We start from the raw sequence: 19,779 nt of genomic DNA, 5'->3' as shown, positions 1-19,779 counted from the left end.
AGTATTACTTATTATTTGATAGTGTATTATATAGGTATTACAGATAGTTATTTTTAATAATCTTATTGTTATATAAAAATTGCATTGGTCTTTTATATAATTGCTGGACGTGTATTTATTGTGTTTCTTTGTAATTATTTTTGCTTTTGGTGATTGTAAAATACTAAATTTTTCATGTAATAGATAATATTTATAACAAACATATGGAATATAGATAATGAATAATAAAGGGCAAACTCTTCAGGATCCATTCTTAAACAAATTACGTAAGGATCATGTTCCTGTATCAATTTATTTGGTTAATGGAATTAAGTTGCAAGGTCAAATAGAGGCATTTGATCAATATGTTGTTTTGTTAAGAAATACAGTTACTCAAATGGTGTATAAACATGCTATTTCTACTGTTGTTCCATCTAGGGCAGTAAGTTTTCAGGAAGATTTTGACACAGAATAATTTTTTATTTCACATGTGTCTATAATTACAAGTCCTATCTTGCTAATTTAGATGAGTTTATATTTTTCTGTTTAAATTTTTTATGAAATCTTTGATAATTGGGGTTAACTTAAATAATAATATTTTTTTTAATGAAAACTTGAAAGAATTTTTTATGTTAGCTGAATCAGCTGGAGCTGTTGTTTCTGAATATATTGTTGTTAAGAGAGACAAGCCAGATAAAAAATATTTTATTGGGAAAGGTAAAGTTGAAGAAATATCTACTATTTTATTAACAAATAATTCAATAGAAGTAGTTTTGTTTGATCAACCATTATCACCATCTCAGCAAAGAAATCTAGAATCTATATGGAAAGTAAGAGTAGTTGATAGAATTTCTTTGATATTAGATATTTTTGCGCTTAGAGCAAAAAGTCATGAAGGTAAACTTCAAGTTGAGTTAGCTCAATTGGAATATCTATCAACACGCTTAACTAGAATGTGGACTCATTTAGAAAGACAACGAGGTGGTATTGGTATGCGAGGTCCAGGGGAATCCCAATTGGAAATGGATCGACGTATTATAAATGACAAGGTTAAAATTTTAAAAGACCGTATTAAAAAATTAAGACTTAGACGTGATTCGCAAAGAAGTTTACGTGAAAAGAACAGAGCTTTTTCTGTTTCTTTAGTTGGTTATACTAATTCTGGAAAATCTACATTATTTAATATTTTGGCTAAAGAAAATACTTATGTTGCAGATCAATTATTTGCAACATTAGATACAACGTCTCGTAATATTTGGATAAATAATAGTATTAATAAAAATATTGTTCTTTCTGATACTGTTGGTTTTATACGTGATTTACCCCATAGTTTAATTGATTCGTTTCATGCAACTCTCTATGAAGCATCGTCTGCTGATTTGTTATTACATGTTGTAGATGTTTTTAATGAAAACTATCATGAACAAATTGCTAATGTTAATAGTGTCATTAAGGAAATAGGTGCTTCTAATATTCCTACTATTATGGTTTATAACAAAATTGATTTGTCTAATCTTCAACCTAGGGTAGAATATGATTCAGATGGTTTAATTAGTAGTGTGTTTTTAAGTGCTGCAAAGAATGCAGGGATAGATTATTTGCGTAATGCAATAGCTAAAATTAGTAATACAGTGAGGCAAAACGTTGAGAATTTTAAAAATATTTAGTTTAGATCATTCTAATTGGGGACGTGGTAAAAATAATGATCATTCTGATTCTAATAAAGACATGAATAACAATCCTCCAGATTTAGATGATATTTGGAATGATTTCACTAAAAAAATATATAGTTTTTTTGGAATAAAAGAAAAAAAACATCCTAGAAGTGGTTTTCCTGAATTTAATAATAGAAACACTGGTTTATTATTGTGGTCTTTTATTATATTTTGTTTGTTTTTATGGATAATAAGTAGTTTTTTTATAGTTAAAGAAGGACAGGTTTCTGTTATCACTAGATTTGGAAAATATAATAGAACAGCTCAGGCAGGCTTTAGATGGAGACTTCCTTATCCTATAGAACATCATGAATTAGTTAATTTATCTAATTTACGTACATTTGAAGTTGGTTTTAGAGGCAGTTCTCAAAATAAGATTTTATCTGAATCTCTAATGTTGACAACTGATGAAAATATAGTTGATATGCAGTTTGTCGTTCAATATCGATTGAGTGAAAATGGAGCAACTAATTACTTGTTTAAAACTCGTGACCCTGACGATTCTGTAAGACAATCAGCTGAGACTGCTATGCGTGAAATTGTTGGAAAAAAAACCATGGATTTTGTTTTGTATGAAGGTAGGACTTTAGTAACATTAGAAGTTCAAAAATTGATGCAAAGTATACTAGATAATTATAATACAGGAATTCAAATAACAGCTGTTGCTATACAAAATGTACAACCACCAGAGCAAGTTCAGGCAGCTTTTGATGATGCTGTAAAAGCTGGTCAAGATAGAGAAAGAAAAATTAATGAAGGTTATGCTTATGCTAATCAAGTTATACCATTAGCCAGTGGTCAAGCTTCTAGAGCAATAGAACAAGCAGAAGGATATAAAGCAAAAACTATAGGTGAGGCTAGAGGTAATGCAGCTCGTTTTTCTAGTGTTTTGCGTGAGTATGAAAATGCTCCAGAAATAACAAGAAGTAGAATTTATTTGGAAACTATGGAAAGTATATTTTCTAAATCTAATAAGTTGATGATTGATGTAAAAAATAATAATATTTTATTATTACCTCTTGAGACTAAAAACAATAAAGATAACAACTCAATTCTTTCTGGAGATCATTCATTTGATTATAATAATTTTTATAATTCTGAATCATCAAAGGATGATGAGAAGGATGTGATTGTTAATAACAATGATTCTTCTAGTAGTAATTCTGTAGAAAAAAAAATAAGACGTGATCGTTCATCGTATTAATTTATAAAGATATTTATATGCAACGTGTATTTTCAATATTGTGTGGTTTTTTAATTATATGCTTTTTTGCAAGTTCTACATTATTTGTAATAAATGAGCGTAGCCATGCATTAGTTTTTTCTCTTGGTGAAATTAGTAGAGAGATTAGTACACCAGGTCTTTACTTTAAATTACCAGCTCCTTTTCAAAATGTAGAATTTCTTGATAAAAGAATTTTAACTATAGAATCTAAAGATGCTGAACGCATTCAGACTTCTGAAAAGAAAAATTTATCGATTGATTCTTTTGTAAAATGGAGAATTGCTAATCCTAAACTTTTTTATATTACTTTTGGAGGTAATGAAAGAGCAGCTAAAGAAAGATTGCAAGCGCAAATTAGAGATGCTTTAAATGCTTCTGTAAATATTAGAACTGTAAAAGAGGTAGTTTCAGTAGAAAGAGGTAAAATTATGACTGAAATTCTCAATAATGTTGCTTCCAGAGCTAAACCTTTAGGTGTTGAAATAGTAGATGTAAGATTGCGTAGAATAGAATTTGCCCCAGAAATTTCTAAATCTGTATATAGAAGAATGGAAGCAGAAAGAACTAGAGTTGCAAATGAATTAAGATCTATAGGTGCTGCAGAAAGTGAGAAAATTAGAGCTGAAGCTGATAGATCTCGAGAGGAAATACTTGCTAAAGCTAATACTCGTGCTCAAATTATTATGGGTGAAGGTGATGCTGAGGCAAGTGCTATTTATGCATCATCTTTTGGAAAAAATCATAATTTTTATAAATTCTATAAAAGTTTAGAGGCTTATAAAAAATCATTTGCTACTAAAAATGATACATTAATAGTAGATCCAACTTCGGATTTTTTTCAGTTTATGAAATGTTCTAATGTTAAATAGCTTTAAGTTTTAGATAATCATTTTTTATTTTGAGGATATGTCATATGGGTAATTGGTTATTGCCAGAAAATCTTGCTGATGTTCTTCCATTAGAGGCTAGGCGCATAGAAGAATTGCGTCATAAGTTAATAGATCTATATAAAACTTATGGTTTTGAAATTGTTTGTCCTCCAATAGTAGAATACATAGATTCTTTATTATCTAGTACAGGTAGTGATTTGAATCTTCGAACTTGCAAACTTATAGATCAATTGTCGGGTAGGACATTAGGTGTTAGAGCAGATATGACCCCTCAAATTAGTAGGATAGATGCTCACTTGTTGAATAGAGATGGTGTAACTAGATTATGTTATTGTGGCAATGTTTTTAATGCTTATCCTAATGACGCTTTATCTAGTAGAGAACAATTACAAATTGGGGCTGAAATATATGGTCATCCCGGAGTTGAGGCTGACTATGAAATAATACAATTATCATTAGATACACTTAAAACAGCTGGTGTAAAAGGAATTAAACTTGATCTGTGTCATCCTGGAGTAGTTCGTAGTATTATTAATTCTGATTATGCAGCTTCTGTAAATATTGATTTAATTATTTCTTTAATAAGAGAAAAAGATGTTTCTGGATTAGCAGGATTAGCAGATAAAATAAAAAACATAAGAAGTGATACATTAAATTCATTGCAATTAGTTTCTTCTTTGTATGGAGATACATATGATGTACTATCATTAGCTAGAAGATCTTTACCGTCAATTCCCGGTATTATAGGATCTTTAGATGAATTAGAAACTTTAATTCATACTTTACCATCTGAAGTTGAGTTAAGTATTGATTTGGCAGATGTTTGGGGTTATGGTTATCATTCCGGAGTTACTTTTTCTTTATATGCTGAAGGTTGGCGTGATACATTGGTAAGTGGAGGGCGTTATGATAATGTTGGAATTGCTTTTGGTCGAGCAAGACCAGCAACGGGATTTAGTTTAGATTTACGTAAATTGGCAGCTGGCCTGTTACCTGTTAAGAAACCAAGTGCTATATTAGCTCCTTGGGGTCGTGATGAGAAATTATTGAAAATCATAAGGAGTTTACGCCAGGATGGTAATATAGTAATTCAAATATTACCTGGAAGTTACCCAAGTCAAGATGAGTTTGTGTTTGATCGTAAGCTTGTTTTATTTAATGATGTATGGCAAGTGGATGATTTATAAACTTGTTTATACTTTTCTTTAGAATATTCTCTCAGTTAAATTAGTTAATATTCTTTATATTTTTTTTGAATATATAATATGAGTAAAAATATAGTAATAATTGGCACTCAATGGGGTGATGAAGGCAAGGGAAAAATTGTAGATTGGCTGACTGAGTCTATTGACGGAGTAGTTAGATTTCAAGGTGGTCATAATGCTGGTCATACCCTATGGATAAATGGGATCAAAACTGTTCTTAGGTTAATTCCATCAGGAATTATGCGCCCTCATGTTACATGTTTTATTGGCAATGGAGTAGTTTTATCTCCTGAAAACTTATTAAAAGAAATATCCGAATTGGAATCTGTAGGTATAGATGTTCGCTCACGTTTACAAATTTCTGAAATTTGTCCTTTGATATTACCATATCATGTAGCTATAGACCAAGCTAGAGAGAAACTTAAGGGCAATGAAAAGATAGGGACAACTGGAAGAGGTATAGGACCTGCTTATGAAGATAAAGTTGCTCGTAGGGCTATAAGACTTCAGGATATTTTTAATAAGAATATTTTTTCTGAAAAATTATCTGAGTCTTTAGAATATCATAATTTTATCTTAAAAAATTTTTTTCATTCAGATGTTTTAGATTTTCATGAAATATTGGATACATACTTAAAAATGTCAGAAGTATTACGTCCTATGGTTAAGGATGTTTCTAATAGTTTATATCTACTACAACAATCTGGTGGTAAGTTATTATTTGAAGGAGCTCAAGGAGCTTTATTGGATGTTGACCATGGAACATATCCTTATGTTACCAGTAGTAATTGTATAGCAGGATCAGCTTCTTCTGGTTCTGGTGTTGGTATACAATCAATTAATTATGTTTTAGGAATTACTAAAGCTTATACTACTCGTGTTGGATCAGGACCATTTCCAACTGAATTGAAAGACGATTTAGGTTTGCATATAGCTACTGTAGGAAAAGAATTTGGTTCAGTTACAGGTAGACCAAGGCGTTGTGGTTGGTTTGATGGAGCAGCTCTTAAGAGATCTGTAAGAATAAATGGTATTTCTGGTCTTTGTATAACTAAACTTGATGTTCTAGATGGATTAGAAAATTTAAAAATATGTGTCGGATATAGATTGGGTAATGAATTTTTTGATGTTCTTCCTTATGGTTCTGATATTGTTTCAAAATTAGAACCTGTTTTTGAAGAAATGTCTGGCTGGAATTCATCTACATTTGGAATAAAAGAATTTGATCAGCTGCCAGTTGAAGCTAGGCATTATTTGGTTAGAATAGCAGAGATTTGTGGTGTTCCAATTGATTTAGTATCAACAGGTCCAGATCGTAATGAAACTATTGTTTTACGCAATCCAGTTGGAATGTGAGTAAAAAACTTGTTCTTTAACATGTTTTTCGAGAAAGAATATTATTTATTTTTTATTCTTTCTCTGAATTTCTTATCTATTCTTGTGTTCAATAAGTTTTGATGCCTTTATAGATATTTTTATTATTGATTTTTATCATTAATTTAAGATACAATACACATCTTAAATCTTATTGTTTTATATTTTACAAATCTTATGTAAATATTTAATATATTTATATTATTTTTATAATTAGTCTGGGTTTTTTTATAAAAACATTTTTTATTGAAAATTAATTATGCCTATTGTTAAACTTAAAGAAAATGAACCATTTGAATCTGCAATGCGTCGTTTTAAACGAACAGTTGAAAAAACTGGATTGCTTACAGAATTACGTGCTAGAGAGTTTTATGAAAAACCTACTGCAGAAAGAAAACGTAAATTAGCTGCTGCAGTAAAGCGTCACTATAAACGTATACGTAGTCAACAGTTACCTCCACGTATGTATTGATAGATATTTTTCTTGATTCCAAAATATTTTATACAAGAATTATTGCTTAAATTAGATATATCTGTTGTAATTGGGCATTATGTTTCTTTAAAAAAATCTGGAGCTAATTTAGTAGGACTATGCCCATTTCATTCTGAGAATAGCCCTTCTTTCACTGTTAGTTCATCGAAAAAAATTTATCACTGTTTCGGTTGTGGCTCTCATGGGGATGCTATTACTTTTGTGATGAATCATCTAGGTCTTAGTTTTAAGGAAGCCGTAGATAAACTTGCATTATATGCAGGAATGACTATTCCTGTGAGTGAAAACAAAGATACTGTGTTTCTTCATAAACAAAAGAAAGAAGACCTTTGTTTTAAGATTATGAGTCAGGCTCAAAAATTTTATAATGGTTATCTATTTAAAAATTTGCAAGCTGTCAGCTACTTAAAGAAAAGAGGTCTTAATAGCAATTATATAAATATTTTTGGTATCGGTTGGTCAGGAAAAGATAATAATTTTTTATCAAAATGTTTTAGTAATTACAATGATGATAATCTACTAGTAGAGATAGGTCTTGTTGTAGACGCTGAAAATGGTCGTAGATATGATAGATTCAGAGAACGAATTATGTTTCCTATAAGAAATTTTTATGGAAAAATAGTTGGTTTTGGTGCTAGAACTATTGATGATAATAAATCCCCAAAATATTTAAATTCTCCAGAAACAATTTTATTTTCAAAAAGAAGAGAGTTGTATGGTTTATGGGAAGCTAAAAATAGTATAAGAAAATATGGATATGTAATAGTAGTTGAAGGATACATGGATGTTATTAGCCTTTTTAAAAGTGGTATAACTAATGTAGTAGCTACTCTTGGTACATCTGTAACTTCTGATCATATTAAGAGTCTATTATCTATAACAAATAAAATAATTTTTAGTTTTGATGGAGATAAAGCAGGTTATGTGGCTGCTTGGAGAGCTTTAACAACCTGCTTGAATGAGTTGAAAGATACTTCTGAAATAAGATTTCTTATTTTAGATGATGCATATGACCCTGATTCTTATATATCCAGTAAAGGTGTGGATGCTTTTAAAGAAAAAATAAATAATTCTATTCCTTTATCTAAATTTTTTATTAATGAGCTGTCTAAAAAACATCTAATTTCAGAGGTTGAAGGAAGAATTTCTTATTGGAATGAAGCAAATTCTTTATTAAAATTGATATCCAATAATCTATTGCGCATTCAAATGGAAAAAGAAATAGCTGGTTTGTTAAATATGACTGATAAAGATTTAATTAGATTATCTGATAATAATACTTCAAATATAGATAATTCAAATAATAATTATGGTTTAAAAAATTCAGATGGTTATTATAAGACGAATTATCTTAAATATAATAAGAAAAGAAGCAATATACTCCAATTTCTTCCTTCTCTGGCAACTCATTTGCTAAATTTATTAATGTCTAATTTAGAATCAATTGATAGCATGGTAGGTAACCAGCAATTAGAAATTATAGATAAACATCCAGATTTAAAACTGGTTAGAGATTTAATTTTACTTGTTCAAAGTAGTAATGCTAGAAATTTAAATTCTTTAAAACAAATAGTGTCTAAAGATTCCGAATTATATAATATAATTCATTCATTTAATGATAATTATGTTAAAAATTCTTTACCTGACCCAATAAAAGAATGGGAAGACTCTTTGTTATTAATTGAGTATAATTCTTTAAAAAAAGATATTGATTTACTTGTGGAGAATGGTTTAACTTCAGAACAAGAAATAAATAAATATAAAGATTTGTCTAAGAAAATAATTTCTATTAAAAAAATCATTTTAACTAAAAATTAATCCATGTTAATCAATATTTTTTGGTAAAATTATTCGAATTCTTTTCTTTTTATAATTAACAGTTTTACTGTCAAGCTTTTTACTGAGGTTTGTGACTTTTTTAATTATTTATTAATAAATTTTAATTCCACGGAAGAGATATGGTAACTAAGATTACTGGTGAAAACAAAGAAGTTTCAAAAACCAGTTTAAAAAAAAAGAAAATTAATGATTTACAAGAAAAAGATGCTAAGTTATTAACACAAAATAAAGAATCATCTAAATCTAAAAATTATAAAAAAGATCATATAAAAATTAAAGCATTATCTGATAGTTCTGAAAACATATTTTCTCAACTAGATGAAAATGTATTTATCAATATAAAGTCAAATCTTTTGTCAAAAAAAAGCCTTAATATAATACAAGACAATGATATCGAAGATAGTTCTAATGATGAGGTTTTTGATGATGATTCATCAGATATTGATAGCAATGATGTAGCAGCTTATAGTAAAACCATTAATAAGCGTGGTAGAAAAAGTAAAAATGATGCTAAAGATTTAATTTCCAAGGGGCCTATATCACAAGAAGAATATGAGTCTCGACGTAATAATCTTAAGAATCTTATTAAATTAGGGAAAGAAAAAGGTTACTTAACTTTTAGTGAAATAAATGATACTTTACCAGATGATTTATTTGATGATGAAGTTGTAGATACCATAGTTAGTACTTTTAATGATATGGGTATATCTGTGTATGAACAAGCACCAGATGTAGATACCTTATTAATGAGTGAAACTGCTCCTATAATTTCAAATGATGATGATGTTGAGGATGAAACTGAAGTTGCTTTGACTACTGTGGATTCTGATTTTGGTAGAACAACAGACCCTGTTCGTATGTATATGAGAGAAATGGGTACTGTAGAATTGTTAACAAGAGAAGGGGAAATAGAGATAGCAAAAAGAATAGAAGAAGGTTTGAGTTTAATGATTGCTTCTATTTCTGCTTGTCCTACTACTTTAAATGAGATTTTATTAGATATAGATCGTGTTAGTTCTGGTCAAATACAAATAGATGAAGTTGTAGATGGTTTAATAGATCCTGATGATGGTGAAGAATATGCTGGTATAGGTTTTATTGAAGAAGAGGAATTTGATGAAGATACAACAGGAGTTATGTCTAGTAAACAGCTAGAGAATTTAAAAACTAAAAGTTTACAGAAGTTTTCAGAGGTTAGTAAATTATTAGAGCAAATGAAATTTGCATATTATAACCACGGGTATTGTTCAAAAGATTATTTAGAGGCAAAAGATTCTATACAAAAAGAACTTATGGGTGTTAGATTCAATGCTAAGATGGTAGAAAAATTAGCTGATTCTATTAGATCTCATATGAAAGAAATTAGAATTATAGAAAGGAATATTTTAGATATTTGTGTTGAAAAAGCAGGTATGCCTAGAGAGGACTTTATTTCTTTTTTTGTTGGTAAAGAAAGCAATTTGAATTGGTTAATCGAAGATCCTGTAATAAATAGTAAATATTTTAAATTATTAGAACCTTTTTCTTTAATGATACAAAGTGTTCAAAAAAAATTATTAGAAATTCAGGAAAAAATTATATTGCCAATTAAAGATTTCAAAGAAATCAACAAACAAATGACAAGTGGAGAAAGTAAAGCGCGTAAAGCAAAAAAAGAAATGACAGAAGCTAATTTACGTTTAGTAATATCTATCGCAAAAAAATATACAAATAGAGGTTTGCAATTTCTTGATTTAATTCAAGAGGGGAATATAGGTTTAATGAAAGCTGTAGATAAATTTGAATATCGTAGGGGATATAAATTTTCTACATATGCTACGTGGTGGATTAGGCAGGCAATTACTAGGTCTATTGCTGATCAAGCAAGAACAATTCGTATACCTGTTCATATGATTGAAACTATAAACAAGATGAATCGTATTAGTCGTCAAATTCTACAAGAAACAGGTATGGAACCAGACCCTTCAGTTTTATCTAAACAAATGGATATTCCTGAAGATAAAATTAGAAAAATATTAAAAATTGCTAAAGAGCCCATATCTATGGAAACCCAAATAGGTGATGATGATGATTCTCATTTGGGAGATTTTATAGAAGATACAACTACATTGGCTCCTTCAGATTCTGCTTTACACGGATCAATGAGAGATATAGTCAAAGAAGTTCTTGATTCTTTAACACCAAGAGAAGCTAAAGTTTTAAGAATGAGATTTGGTATAGAAATGAATACAGATCAAACATTAGAAGAGGTTGGGCGACAATTTGATGTTACTAGAGAACGTATTAGGCAAATTGAAGCTAAGGCTTTGAGAAAATTAAGACATCCTAGTAGAGCTGATAAATTAAAAAGTTTTTTAGATAATTAATTTTTTTGTTGCAAAAAAAAATAAATTCTTTTACAATAAAGAATTGGGCCTCTAGCTCATGCCTGGTTAGAGCAGCGGACTCATAATCCGTTGGTGCCGAGTTCGACTCTCGGGGGGCCCACCATGATTTTTGGTGTTTCTTAAATTTATTCTTCTCGTAGTTTAAATATATTGATTGAGTTTTTATAAAATATTTAACTATGCTAGCCAAATAAGAATGTATATTATATCTCTATACTTAGAGATATAATAAATCTTATAGTTTAATCTTTTTATTTTTGATCTTGTGTTAAAAATGCATTTTAATTTTTGATTCTTAATCATTAGTTTTTTATTTAAACAGATACAAAATAGTGTATATAATTGATTGTATATGTTATTTAATAATAACTTATTGATGAATTTATAGTTTTATAGGAAACAAGATGAATTTTGAGAACGCTTTATCTGAATTAGAATCTTTAGTTGTAAGTATGGAAGAAGATAATACTAGTTTAGAAAAATCACTTTTACTTTATAGTAGAGGAGTAGAATTAGTGAAATTTTGTCAGAATCATATTTCTAAAGCAGAGCAAACTATAAAAATTTTAGAAGAAGAATTATTAAAACCAGTAGATAGCGATAAAATAGAAGAATTATAATTTGTTATGAAATATTAATATATTTATCTATTTCTTTTCTAGACGAGAAATAATATTTGTTATGCCTAAATTATTAGATAATATCAATTTACCATCAGATTTAAGAGAATTGCCTTCTGATCTTCTTAAGAAAGTAGCAAATGAGTTACGTATGGAGGTTCTAAATCTAGTTTCTAATACTGGTGGGCATTTATCTTCTAGTTTGGGGGTTATTGAACTAACAATAGCATTACATTATGTCTTTAATACTCCTGATGATGTTCTTATATGGGATGTTGGTCATCAATCATATCCACATAAAATATTAACTGGACGTAAAGATAGAATGTTTACAATTAGACAAAGACATGGAATTTCAGGTTTTCCTAAAAGATCAGAGTCATTGTATGATTCTTTTGGTACTGCTCATTCTTCTACTTCTATATCAGCTGCATTAGGAATGGCTTGCGCTGCTAGAAAAAAAGGGAATTTAGATAGAAAACATATAGCTGTTATTGGTGATGGTGCAATATCGTCCGGAATGGCTTTTGAGGCTTTAAATAATGCAGGTGTTATGGATGATATTAATCTTTTAGTCATTTTAAATGATAATCATATGTCTATATCACCTCCAGTTGGAGCTCTTAATCGTTATTTTACTTATTTAATGCAAGGTCGTTTTTATGCTGCAGTGGATAATAAAGTTAAAAAAGAATTTTTGCATACTAACCAAGATATAAAAATAAATAATGACAATGAATTTAGTATTAAAAATTCTGTTGTTTCAAAAACATTCTTTGAAGAATTTGGATTTAATTATTCTGGTCCAATTGATGGACATGATATAAATTTATTAGTAAGTTATTTCCAGAATCTAAAATCAAATTATGGTTTAAATTTTTTACATATTGTTACAAAAAAAGGCAAGGGTTATGATTTGGCAGAAAAAGATCCAATTCTCTATCATGGTCTTGGCAAATTTAATTTGCAAACTGGAATTATTAGTGCTAACAAAAAAGAATTAAAAAAAACATTTTCTCAAATTTTTGGTTGTTGGATATGTGATATGGCTAATGAGGACTCTAATCTAATTGGAGTTACACCAGCTATGAGAGAAGGTAGTGGATTAGTAGATTTTGGAGAGTTTTTCCCTGATAGATATTTTGATGTTGGTATTTCTGAACAACACGCTGTTACATTTGCAGCTGGAATGGCTTGTGATGATTTAAAACCAGTAGTTGCAATTTACTCTACTTTTTTACAAAGAGCTTATGACCAATTAATACATGATGTTGCTATTCAAAATTTAGATGTAACTTTTGCTATAGATCGTTCTGGTTTAGTAGGTGCTGATGGAGCTACACATTCTGGCAATTATGATATTTCTTTTTTGAGATGTATTCCAAATCTAATTATTGCCACTCCATCTGACGAAAATGAGCAACGTTTATTATTAACTACATGTTATAAATATAAAGGTCCTTCTGCAGTGAGATATCCTAGAGGAGAAGTGATTGGTGTTAATGTTTCTATAAAACTTGACACTGTAAAAATAGGTTATGGTATAGTTCGTAGGTTAGGTAAGAATATAGTTATTCTTGGATTTGGTACTTTAGTTAATAATGCCATGATTGTTGCTAATAAAAAAGATTTTACTGTGGCTGATATGAGATTCGTAAAACCATTAGATGAAAATTTAATTATAAGTTTAGCTAAAAATCATAATGCTATTGTTACTTTAGAGGATAATGCTATATTAGGAGGTGCTGGTTCTGCTGTTCTAGAAGTTTTAAATAAAAATAATTTCCAAATTCCTGTTCTTCAATTAGGTATACCAGATAGATTTATTGATCAAGGAGATTTGAAACAATTAAACCATGAAATAGGATTAGATCCTGAAGGAATAGAATCGTCAATAATATCTACCTTTAAAAATTTATATGTTTGATTCTATAATAATAAATTCTGAAAATATACCACTTTATTTCTAAAACTAATTAGATTGATTTTAATAAATGACTATTAATACTTTAAATCCAGATTCTACAATACCTGATATACAAAGTTTAAGTGATAAAAGACATATTCCTATCAAACGCGTCGGTATTCGTAATCTTTGCTTGCCTGCTATTATTTCAGATTTAGATTCTAAAACTCAAAATACTACAGCTAATTGGACAATGACCGTTTCTTTATCCGAAAAGGATAAAGGTACTCATATGTCTAGATTCATAACATTATTGGAACAATATCGTTTAAAAATTTTAACTCCGGAATTACTACATCAAATGGCTTTGGAAATGTTAGATTTATTACAATCTAATAGTGGTGATATTTCCTTATCTTTCCCTTTTTTTATGGAAAAAACAGCACCAGTTTCTAAAGTAAAAAGTTTAATGAATTATCAAGTAGAATTTATAGTACGTGTTAACAAGGAATCAAAAGATGAGTTTGAATTAATCTTGCAAATTCCAGTAACTAGCTTATGTCCTTGTTCTAAGGCCATTTCTACTTATGGTGCTCATAATCAAAGATCTAATATAACATTATCTATTATTTTTAAAGAAATTTCAGATATTAGCATTTCTAAATTTATTAGATTTGCCGAAGAAGAGTCTTCTTGTGAACTATGGTCTTTACTAAAAAGACCGGATGAGAAATATGTTACAGAGTATGCTTACGATCATCCTAAATTTGTAGAAGACTTAATTCGAGATTTAGCTTCTCGCATAGATAAAAATTTAATTAATATTTCTAAATATAAAATAGAAGCTGAAAATTTTGAATCTATACATAATCATTCTGCTTATGCAGTGATTGAAAAAAGTGTATAATATCCGTAAGAATGATAAATTTTAACTAAATATTTTAATTAGTATAATTAAAATATTTAAATTTTATATACTTGCCAGATTTATATCTGGCTGTTTTGATTGAATACATTAAACTGTATTTTCTAAACAACCACAAGGAGTTTTATTGTTATGAAAAATTATGAAATTGTGTTTATAGTTCATCCTGATCAGAGTGAACAAATACAATCTATGATAGAAAGATATAGTTCTCTTGTTACAGATGGTAAGGGATTAGTTCACCGTACAGAAGATTGGGGTAGACGTCAATTAGCATACCCAATTCAGAAATTAGCAAAGGCACATTATATTTGTATGAATATTGAATGTTCTCAAGATATTCTTGATGAGTTAGAAAACTCATTTCGTTATAATGATGCTATTTTGAGACATTTATTGATTAAAAAGAAAAAACCTGTTACAGATCTTTCTATTATGATGAAATCTGTAAAAAAAGAAGAAGCCAATAGTTTATTGGATGAAGATATTGATCAATCAGAATAATAGTTAATCAACTATAATAATGAATGTTCTTAACCTTAGTGCGATGATTATAAGTAGAAATACTATAAGATATAATCATGCTGGTGTTCCGATATTAGAAATAACCTTGAAGAGTTTTTCTAAAGTGATAGAAGCTGGTATTGAGAGAGATGTAAATTTATTGATTAATTCTATTGTTGTAGGTGATTTGACTAATGTTATAAATAAAATCCCTAATGATAAAGAATTTTGTGTTAGTGGTTTCATCGCATTAAAGTATAGAAACTCTATGTCGTTAAGATTTCATTTACAAAGAATAATAAATCTTAGTGATTAATATAAGAGTATTTCTTATAAGAATTTAACTTTGAGTTTTTAATTTATAGCCAAATTTAAAGGTATAAAAATGTCGTTTTATGGAAAACCTAAGGAAAAACGTAAATTTGTACAACAAAATCCTTTGTTTAAACGTCGCAAATTTTGCAGATTTACAGTTGCCAATGTAGAAGAAATAGATTACAAAGACGTAGATACATTAAAAGATTTCATACAAGAAAATGGTAAGATAATACCTGCTCGTCTTACAGGAACAAAAGCAATATATCAGCGTCAATTAGGAATAGCTATTAAAAGAGCACGTTTCTTAGCTTTGTTGCCTTATACAGATAATCATAAATAATTGTGTGAGTTAATATGGAAATCATTTTATTAGAGAAAATTTCGACACTAGGTAATCTAGGTGATATAGTACGAGTAAAAGATGGGTATGCAAGAAATTTTCTAATTCCTAAAAAAATAGCACGTCGTGCTACTAAGAAAGCTATTCAAGAATTTGAAAATAAAAGAATTGAATTAGAAAAAATACAATTAGAAAAATTTAATAATGCTACCAACATTAGCAATAAATTATCTGGTTTGAAGTTATTAATTCCTCAAAAAACAAGCGTTGATGGTAGGCTTTTCGGTTCAGTTAGCAGTATTGATGTATCTGAACATTTAAAGAAATTAGGCTTTGATATTAATAAATCTCAAATAATTCTATCAGTAGATCATATAAAAACTATTGGTGAATTTGTTGCAAATATAAGATTGCATCCAGATGTTAGTGTTGAAATAACTTTGGTGGTTTCCAAACAGGATTCCTAGCAACTCTAATTACCAGAATGGGTTTCCAATCCAATTCTGGTAATTATTAAAATCCTATATAATTATTAAAATCCTATATATTGGATTTTTGCAATAAATTATTTAATCTTTTTTTGTTTTTATTAACAATCTCTACTGATCTATTATTGCATAAATAACAAATACAATTTTTGGAATTTTGTTATTATTTGAATAAGTTTAATAATTATGAAAGATGAATCTAAAAAATTAGATTACTTACGTGTTCCTCCAAATTCTGTGGAAGCAGAACAGTCTGTTTTAGGTGGTTTGCTTATAGACAATTCAACTTGGGATAGAATATCTGATGTTATAAAAGCAGAAGATTTTTATAAAAGTGAACATAAAATAATATGGAATCATATAGAGAGTTTAATTAGTTTAGATCGTCCTGCTGATGTAATTACTGTTAATGATTCTTTAGTAAGTTCTGGAAAATCAGAGAATGTTGGAGGATTGGAATACTTAAATGCATTAGCTCATAATACTCCTTCTGCTGCTAATATACGTAGATACGCAGAAATAGTACGAGAACGTTCAGTATTAAGAAAATTAGTTTCAATAGCAGATGAAATATCAGAAGATGCACTCAATACCAAAGGCAAAGAAGCTAGACAAATATTAGACGAGGCAGAAGCTAAAGTATTTAAAATTGCTCAAGATAGATTATCTAATTTTGTTGGTTTTCAAGAAATACAACCGCTTTTAGCGCAGGTAGTAGAAAGAATAGACGAACTTTATAGTCGAGATAGTGATTCAGATGTAACAGGAGTTCCAACTGGATTTATAGATTTAGATAAAATGACGTCAGGCTTGCAACCTGGAGACTTAATCGTTGTAGCTGGAAGACCATCAATGGGGAAAACAGCATTTTCTATGAATATAGGAGAGTTTGTTTCTATAGAACATGGTTTGCCTGTTGCCATCTTCTCTATGGAAATGAGTGCAACTCAATTGGCAATGAGAATGTTAGGTTCTATAGGTATTATAGACCAACATAGAATTCGTACTGGAAAATTAACAGAAGAAGACTGGCCAAAGATAACGAATGCTATACAGGTAATGCAAGATGCTCAATTATACATTGATGAAACTCCAGCTTTAAATGTAATGGAAGTAAGAGCTAAAACTCGTAGGTTATCACGCCAATGTGGTCAACTTGGTTTGGTTATAATAGATTATATGCAATTAATGTCTGGTAGTGGGGAAGAAAATAGAGCCACTGAAATTTCTGAAATAAGCCGTTCTTTAAAAAGTTTAGCTAAAGAATTAAATTGTCCTTTGATTGCATTGTCGCAATTAAATCGTAGTTTAGAACAAAGGCAAAATAAAAGACCTGTAATGAGTGATTTAAGAGAATCTGGAGCAATAGAACAAGATGCTGATTTAATTCTATTTATATATAGAGATGAAATTTACAATCCAGATTCACAAGATAAGGGAATAGCAGAAATTATAATTGGCAAACAAAGAAACGGTCCAATAGGTACTATAAGATTAACATTCCAAGGTCCAACAACAAGATTTCTAAATTTTGCTAATACTACCAGTTCTAATTAGATTTATGATTTTTGTTTTTTTGAAAGATCAATAGCTACACTAATAGCTGATAACAAAGATTGATTATCAGCTATGCCGTTTTTCCAAGCTATATCAAAAGCTGTACCATGATCTACACTTGTTCTTATAATCGGCAAACCAATTGTTACATTAACACCATTATCTATACCCAAATACTTTATAGGTATCAATCCTTGGTCATGATATTGAGCTACTACTATATCAAAATCTCCATTTCTTGCCTTCATAAATATAGTATCACCAGGCCATGGACCAGATACATTAATTCCATTATCACGAGCTTCGTTAATTGCAGGAATTATACTATCAATTTCTTCATTACCAAATTTACCATTTTCACCAGCATGAGGATTTAACCCTGCAACTCCAATAATGGGATTTCTTATTCCAAGATTAACACAAACATCGTTAGCCATTTTGATATATTTTAATTCATTCTTAATATTAATAAATTCGCTAACTTTTGATAATGGCAAATGAATTGTAACTAGAATTATTTTTAATGAATCATTCAACATCATCATTCCAAAATCACTAGTATTAGTTAAATTTGCTAATAACTCTGTATGACCAGGAAAATTTATCCCTGCCTTGCTAAAAGATTCTTTGTTTATAGGGGCTGTTACTATAGCATTTATTTTGTTTGATAAAGCATCTTGTACCGCATTTATAATATATTGATATGAAGCAAACCCTCCAATACTACTAGTCTTACTTGGAGTAAATTGCTTTTGATTTATCCTATAACTCTCTATAACATATAACTTTCTATTAGAAATAAACAAATCATTATTTGTTTTTAAATCACTAGATTGTATAGAAACAATATCTATTTTTTTATTAATTAGTTCAGCAGCTTTATTTAGAATATAAATATCACCATAAATTACGGTGGGAGTAGAGAATCCATTTAGAAAAGATTTTATAATAATTTCAGGGCCAACACCAAAAGGATCCCCCATTGTTATACCAATAATGGGTAATTTCATATATTTTATTTGCTATTAAGATTATGTATAAAATTTAATACTTCTTGAGCATGATTTTCAACTTTTACGCGTCGCCACTCTTGAATAATATTTGCTTTCATATCTATTAAAAAGGTACTTCTTTCTATGCCATAAAAACTTTTACCAAAAATGTTTTTTTTCTTAAGAACATCGTATAATTTACAAATTTTTTCATCATCATCAGATATAAGATTATAAGGTAAATCATATTTACATTTAAAATTTTCATGTGATTTTATAGTGTCTCTAGAAATTCCTAATATTTCAGTATTATTATTAGTAAAGTCATTATATAAATTTTTAAAGTCTATATTTTCTTTAGTACATCCAGGAGTATTATCTTTAGGATAAAAAAATAACACTATATTTTTAATATAAAAATAATTTTCTATATTAATCAGTCCTTGTGTGGTTTTAGCTGTAAAAATTGGAGCTTGTTTTATAATAAAATTACTCATATGATTTATGATATTCAGTTTGTTATAGGAGATGCAGCAAATATAATATTTCTATTTTGTATAGTAATCATATTATAAGTATAAATTGCAGATCTAGTATTCATAATTTCTACTCCAATACCTTTATTAAATAATGGAATGAATATTTTCATATCTATATTTTTATATTTATTTCCCGTTCCTATTAGGAATAAATTATAATTCAAATCTAAATCTAATAATCTATTCTTAATTAAGAAAGATATATCTTTAGTAGATATATTAGTAATATCATCAACAATCCATTCTTTTACTTCACTATTTACAGTGAAATATATAGGTTTCTCATATATTTTTTTATTGATTTCTATAAAACTATTGCCATATGAATCTATAGTATTTATATAATTAGAGTTCTCTAGATACAGCTTCAATATATTGATCTCCAAGATATACACGAAGTATTTTTACTAATAATTATTATAATTAAAATATTGACTGTCATTTATATATCAAGATAATTTTTTGTAAAAATATGTATGAAAT

At 28.7% G+C, this 19,779-nt stretch carries 20 protein-coding genes and 1 tRNA gene; 18 read left to right on the top strand and 3 right to left on the bottom strand.

The features are described from left to right. Nucleotides 1-217: 217 nt before the first annotated feature. The 18 genes from hfq to CDSE_RS01975 all read left to right on the top strand — a co-directional run bounded on the left by hfq (nt 218) and on the right by CDSE_RS01975 (nt 17,765). Nucleotides 218-454 carry an RNA chaperone Hfq gene (gene hfq, locus CDSE_RS02060; RefSeq protein WP_015396351.1) on the top strand — a complete coding sequence of 79 codons (237 nt, stop codon included), beginning with the start codon at nt 218-220 and terminating at the stop codon, nt 452-454. An 82-nt stretch (nt 455-536) separates the two neighbouring features. Beyond that, nucleotides 537-1,646, top strand: a complete 1,110-nt coding sequence (gene hflX / locus CDSE_RS02055) for a GTPase HflX (protein WP_015396350.1) — start codon at nt 537-539, stop codon at nt 1,644-1,646. Next, on the top strand, nt 1,624-2,898 hold the full coding sequence (gene hflK / locus CDSE_RS02050; protein ID WP_015396349.1) for an FtsH protease activity modulator HflK: 1,275 nt from the start codon (nt 1,624-1,626) through the stop codon (nt 2,896-2,898). Before hflX ends, hflK begins: the two co-directional genes overlap by 23 nt. A gap of 17 nt (nt 2,899-2,915) precedes the next feature. Beyond that, the gene (gene hflC, locus CDSE_RS02045; protein WP_015396348.1) at nt 2,916-3,788 is read left to right on the top strand and encodes a protease modulator HflC; all 873 of its coding nucleotides are present in this window, start codon (nt 2,916-2,918) and stop codon (nt 3,786-3,788) included. A 44-nt stretch (nt 3,789-3,832) separates the two neighbouring features. Continuing rightward, on the top strand, nt 3,833-4,996 hold the full coding sequence (locus CDSE_RS02040; RefSeq protein ID WP_015396347.1) for an ATP phosphoribosyltransferase regulatory subunit: 1,164 nt from the start codon (nt 3,833-3,835) through the stop codon (nt 4,994-4,996). A gap of 78 nt (nt 4,997-5,074) precedes the next feature. Beyond that, nucleotides 5,075-6,370 carry an adenylosuccinate synthase gene (locus CDSE_RS02035; RefSeq protein ID WP_015396346.1) on the top strand — a complete coding sequence of 432 codons (1,296 nt, stop codon included), beginning with the start codon at nt 5,075-5,077 and terminating at the stop codon, nt 6,368-6,370. A gap of 277 nt (nt 6,371-6,647) precedes the next feature. Beyond that, a complete protein-coding gene (gene rpsU, locus CDSE_RS02030; protein WP_015396345.1) occupies nt 6,648-6,860 on the top strand; it encodes a 30S ribosomal protein S21 in 213 nt (70 codons plus the stop codon). A gap of 12 nt (nt 6,861-6,872) precedes the next feature. Further along, nucleotides 6,873-8,699 carry a DNA primase gene (gene dnaG, locus CDSE_RS02025; RefSeq protein ID WP_015396344.1) on the top strand — a complete coding sequence of 609 codons (1,827 nt, stop codon included), beginning with the start codon at nt 6,873-6,875 and terminating at the stop codon, nt 8,697-8,699. A 140-nt stretch (nt 8,700-8,839) separates the two neighbouring features. Continuing rightward, entirely contained in the window at nt 8,840-11,086 is a 2,247-nt protein-coding gene (gene rpoD / locus CDSE_RS02020) for an RNA polymerase sigma factor RpoD (RefSeq protein WP_015396343.1), read from the top strand. Nucleotides 11,087-11,131: 45 nt separating this feature from the next. Continuing rightward, nucleotides 11,132-11,210, top strand: a tRNA-Ile gene (locus tag CDSE_RS02015). A 301-nt stretch (nt 11,211-11,511) separates the two neighbouring features. Beyond that, nucleotides 11,512-11,727, top strand: a complete 216-nt coding sequence (gene xseB / locus CDSE_RS02010) for an exodeoxyribonuclease VII small subunit (RefSeq protein WP_015396342.1) — start codon at nt 11,512-11,514, stop codon at nt 11,725-11,727. 61 nt (nt 11,728-11,788) lie between these two features. After that, the gene (gene dxs / locus CDSE_RS02005) at nt 11,789-13,654 is read left to right on the top strand and encodes a 1-deoxy-D-xylulose-5-phosphate synthase (RefSeq protein WP_015396341.1); all 1,866 of its coding nucleotides are present in this window, start codon (nt 11,789-11,791) and stop codon (nt 13,652-13,654) included. A gap of 67 nt (nt 13,655-13,721) precedes the next feature. Then, nucleotides 13,722-14,540, top strand: a complete 819-nt coding sequence (gene folE2, locus CDSE_RS02000; protein WP_015396340.1) for a GTP cyclohydrolase FolE2 — start codon at nt 13,722-13,724, stop codon at nt 14,538-14,540. 150 nt (nt 14,541-14,690) lie between these two features. Next, complete coding sequence (rpsF, locus tag CDSE_RS01995) at nt 14,691-15,062, top strand: 30S ribosomal protein S6 (RefSeq protein WP_015396339.1); 372 nt, start codon at nt 14,691-14,693, stop codon at nt 15,060-15,062. A 19-nt stretch (nt 15,063-15,081) separates the two neighbouring features. Continuing rightward, a complete protein-coding gene (locus CDSE_RS01990) occupies nt 15,082-15,378 on the top strand; it encodes a primosomal replication protein N (protein WP_015396338.1) in 297 nt (98 codons plus the stop codon). Nucleotides 15,379-15,447: 69 nt separating this feature from the next. Then, complete coding sequence (gene rpsR, locus CDSE_RS01985; protein ID WP_015396337.1) at nt 15,448-15,720, top strand: 30S ribosomal protein S18; 273 nt, start codon at nt 15,448-15,450, stop codon at nt 15,718-15,720. A 14-nt stretch (nt 15,721-15,734) separates the two neighbouring features. Beyond that, nucleotides 15,735-16,187 (top strand): 50S ribosomal protein L9, encoded by a 453-nt coding sequence (rplI, locus tag CDSE_RS01980; RefSeq protein ID WP_015396336.1) that lies wholly within the window; start codon nt 15,735-15,737, stop codon nt 16,185-16,187. A 207-nt stretch (nt 16,188-16,394) separates the two neighbouring features. Continuing rightward, entirely contained in the window at nt 16,395-17,765 is a 1,371-nt protein-coding gene (locus CDSE_RS01975) for a replicative DNA helicase (RefSeq protein WP_015396335.1), read from the top strand. 2 nt (nt 17,766-17,767) lie between these two features. Here CDSE_RS01975 and pdxA read toward each other — a convergent pair whose 3' ends face one another. From pdxA to CDSE_RS01960, 3 genes are read right to left on the bottom strand one after another with little or no spacing between them, the layout of a single operon-like run. Beyond that, entirely contained in the window at nt 17,768-18,775 is a 1,008-nt protein-coding gene (gene pdxA / locus CDSE_RS01970) for a 4-hydroxythreonine-4-phosphate dehydrogenase PdxA (RefSeq protein ID WP_015396334.1), read from the bottom strand. A gap of 5 nt (nt 18,776-18,780) precedes the next feature. Then, on the bottom strand, nt 18,781-19,254 hold the full coding sequence (locus tag CDSE_RS01965; RefSeq protein WP_015396333.1) for a peroxiredoxin: 474 nt from the start codon (nt 19,252-19,254) through the stop codon (nt 18,781-18,783). A 14-nt stretch (nt 19,255-19,268) separates the two neighbouring features. Then, nucleotides 19,269-19,667: an Mth938-like domain-containing protein gene (locus tag CDSE_RS01960; RefSeq protein WP_015396332.1), complete on the bottom strand. Its 399-nt coding sequence runs from the start codon at nt 19,665-19,667 to the stop codon at nt 19,269-19,271. Nucleotides 19,668-19,779: the final 112 nt, after the last annotated feature.

The sequence above is a fragment of the Candidatus Kinetoplastibacterium desouzaii TCC079E genome, assembly GCF_000340795.1.
Taxonomy (GTDB): domain Bacteria; phylum Pseudomonadota; class Gammaproteobacteria; order Burkholderiales; family Burkholderiaceae_B; genus Kinetoplastidibacterium; species Kinetoplastidibacterium desouzai.
Note: the sequence above shows the minus strand (reverse complement) of the source record. Positions and strands in the feature narration are given on the sequence as shown.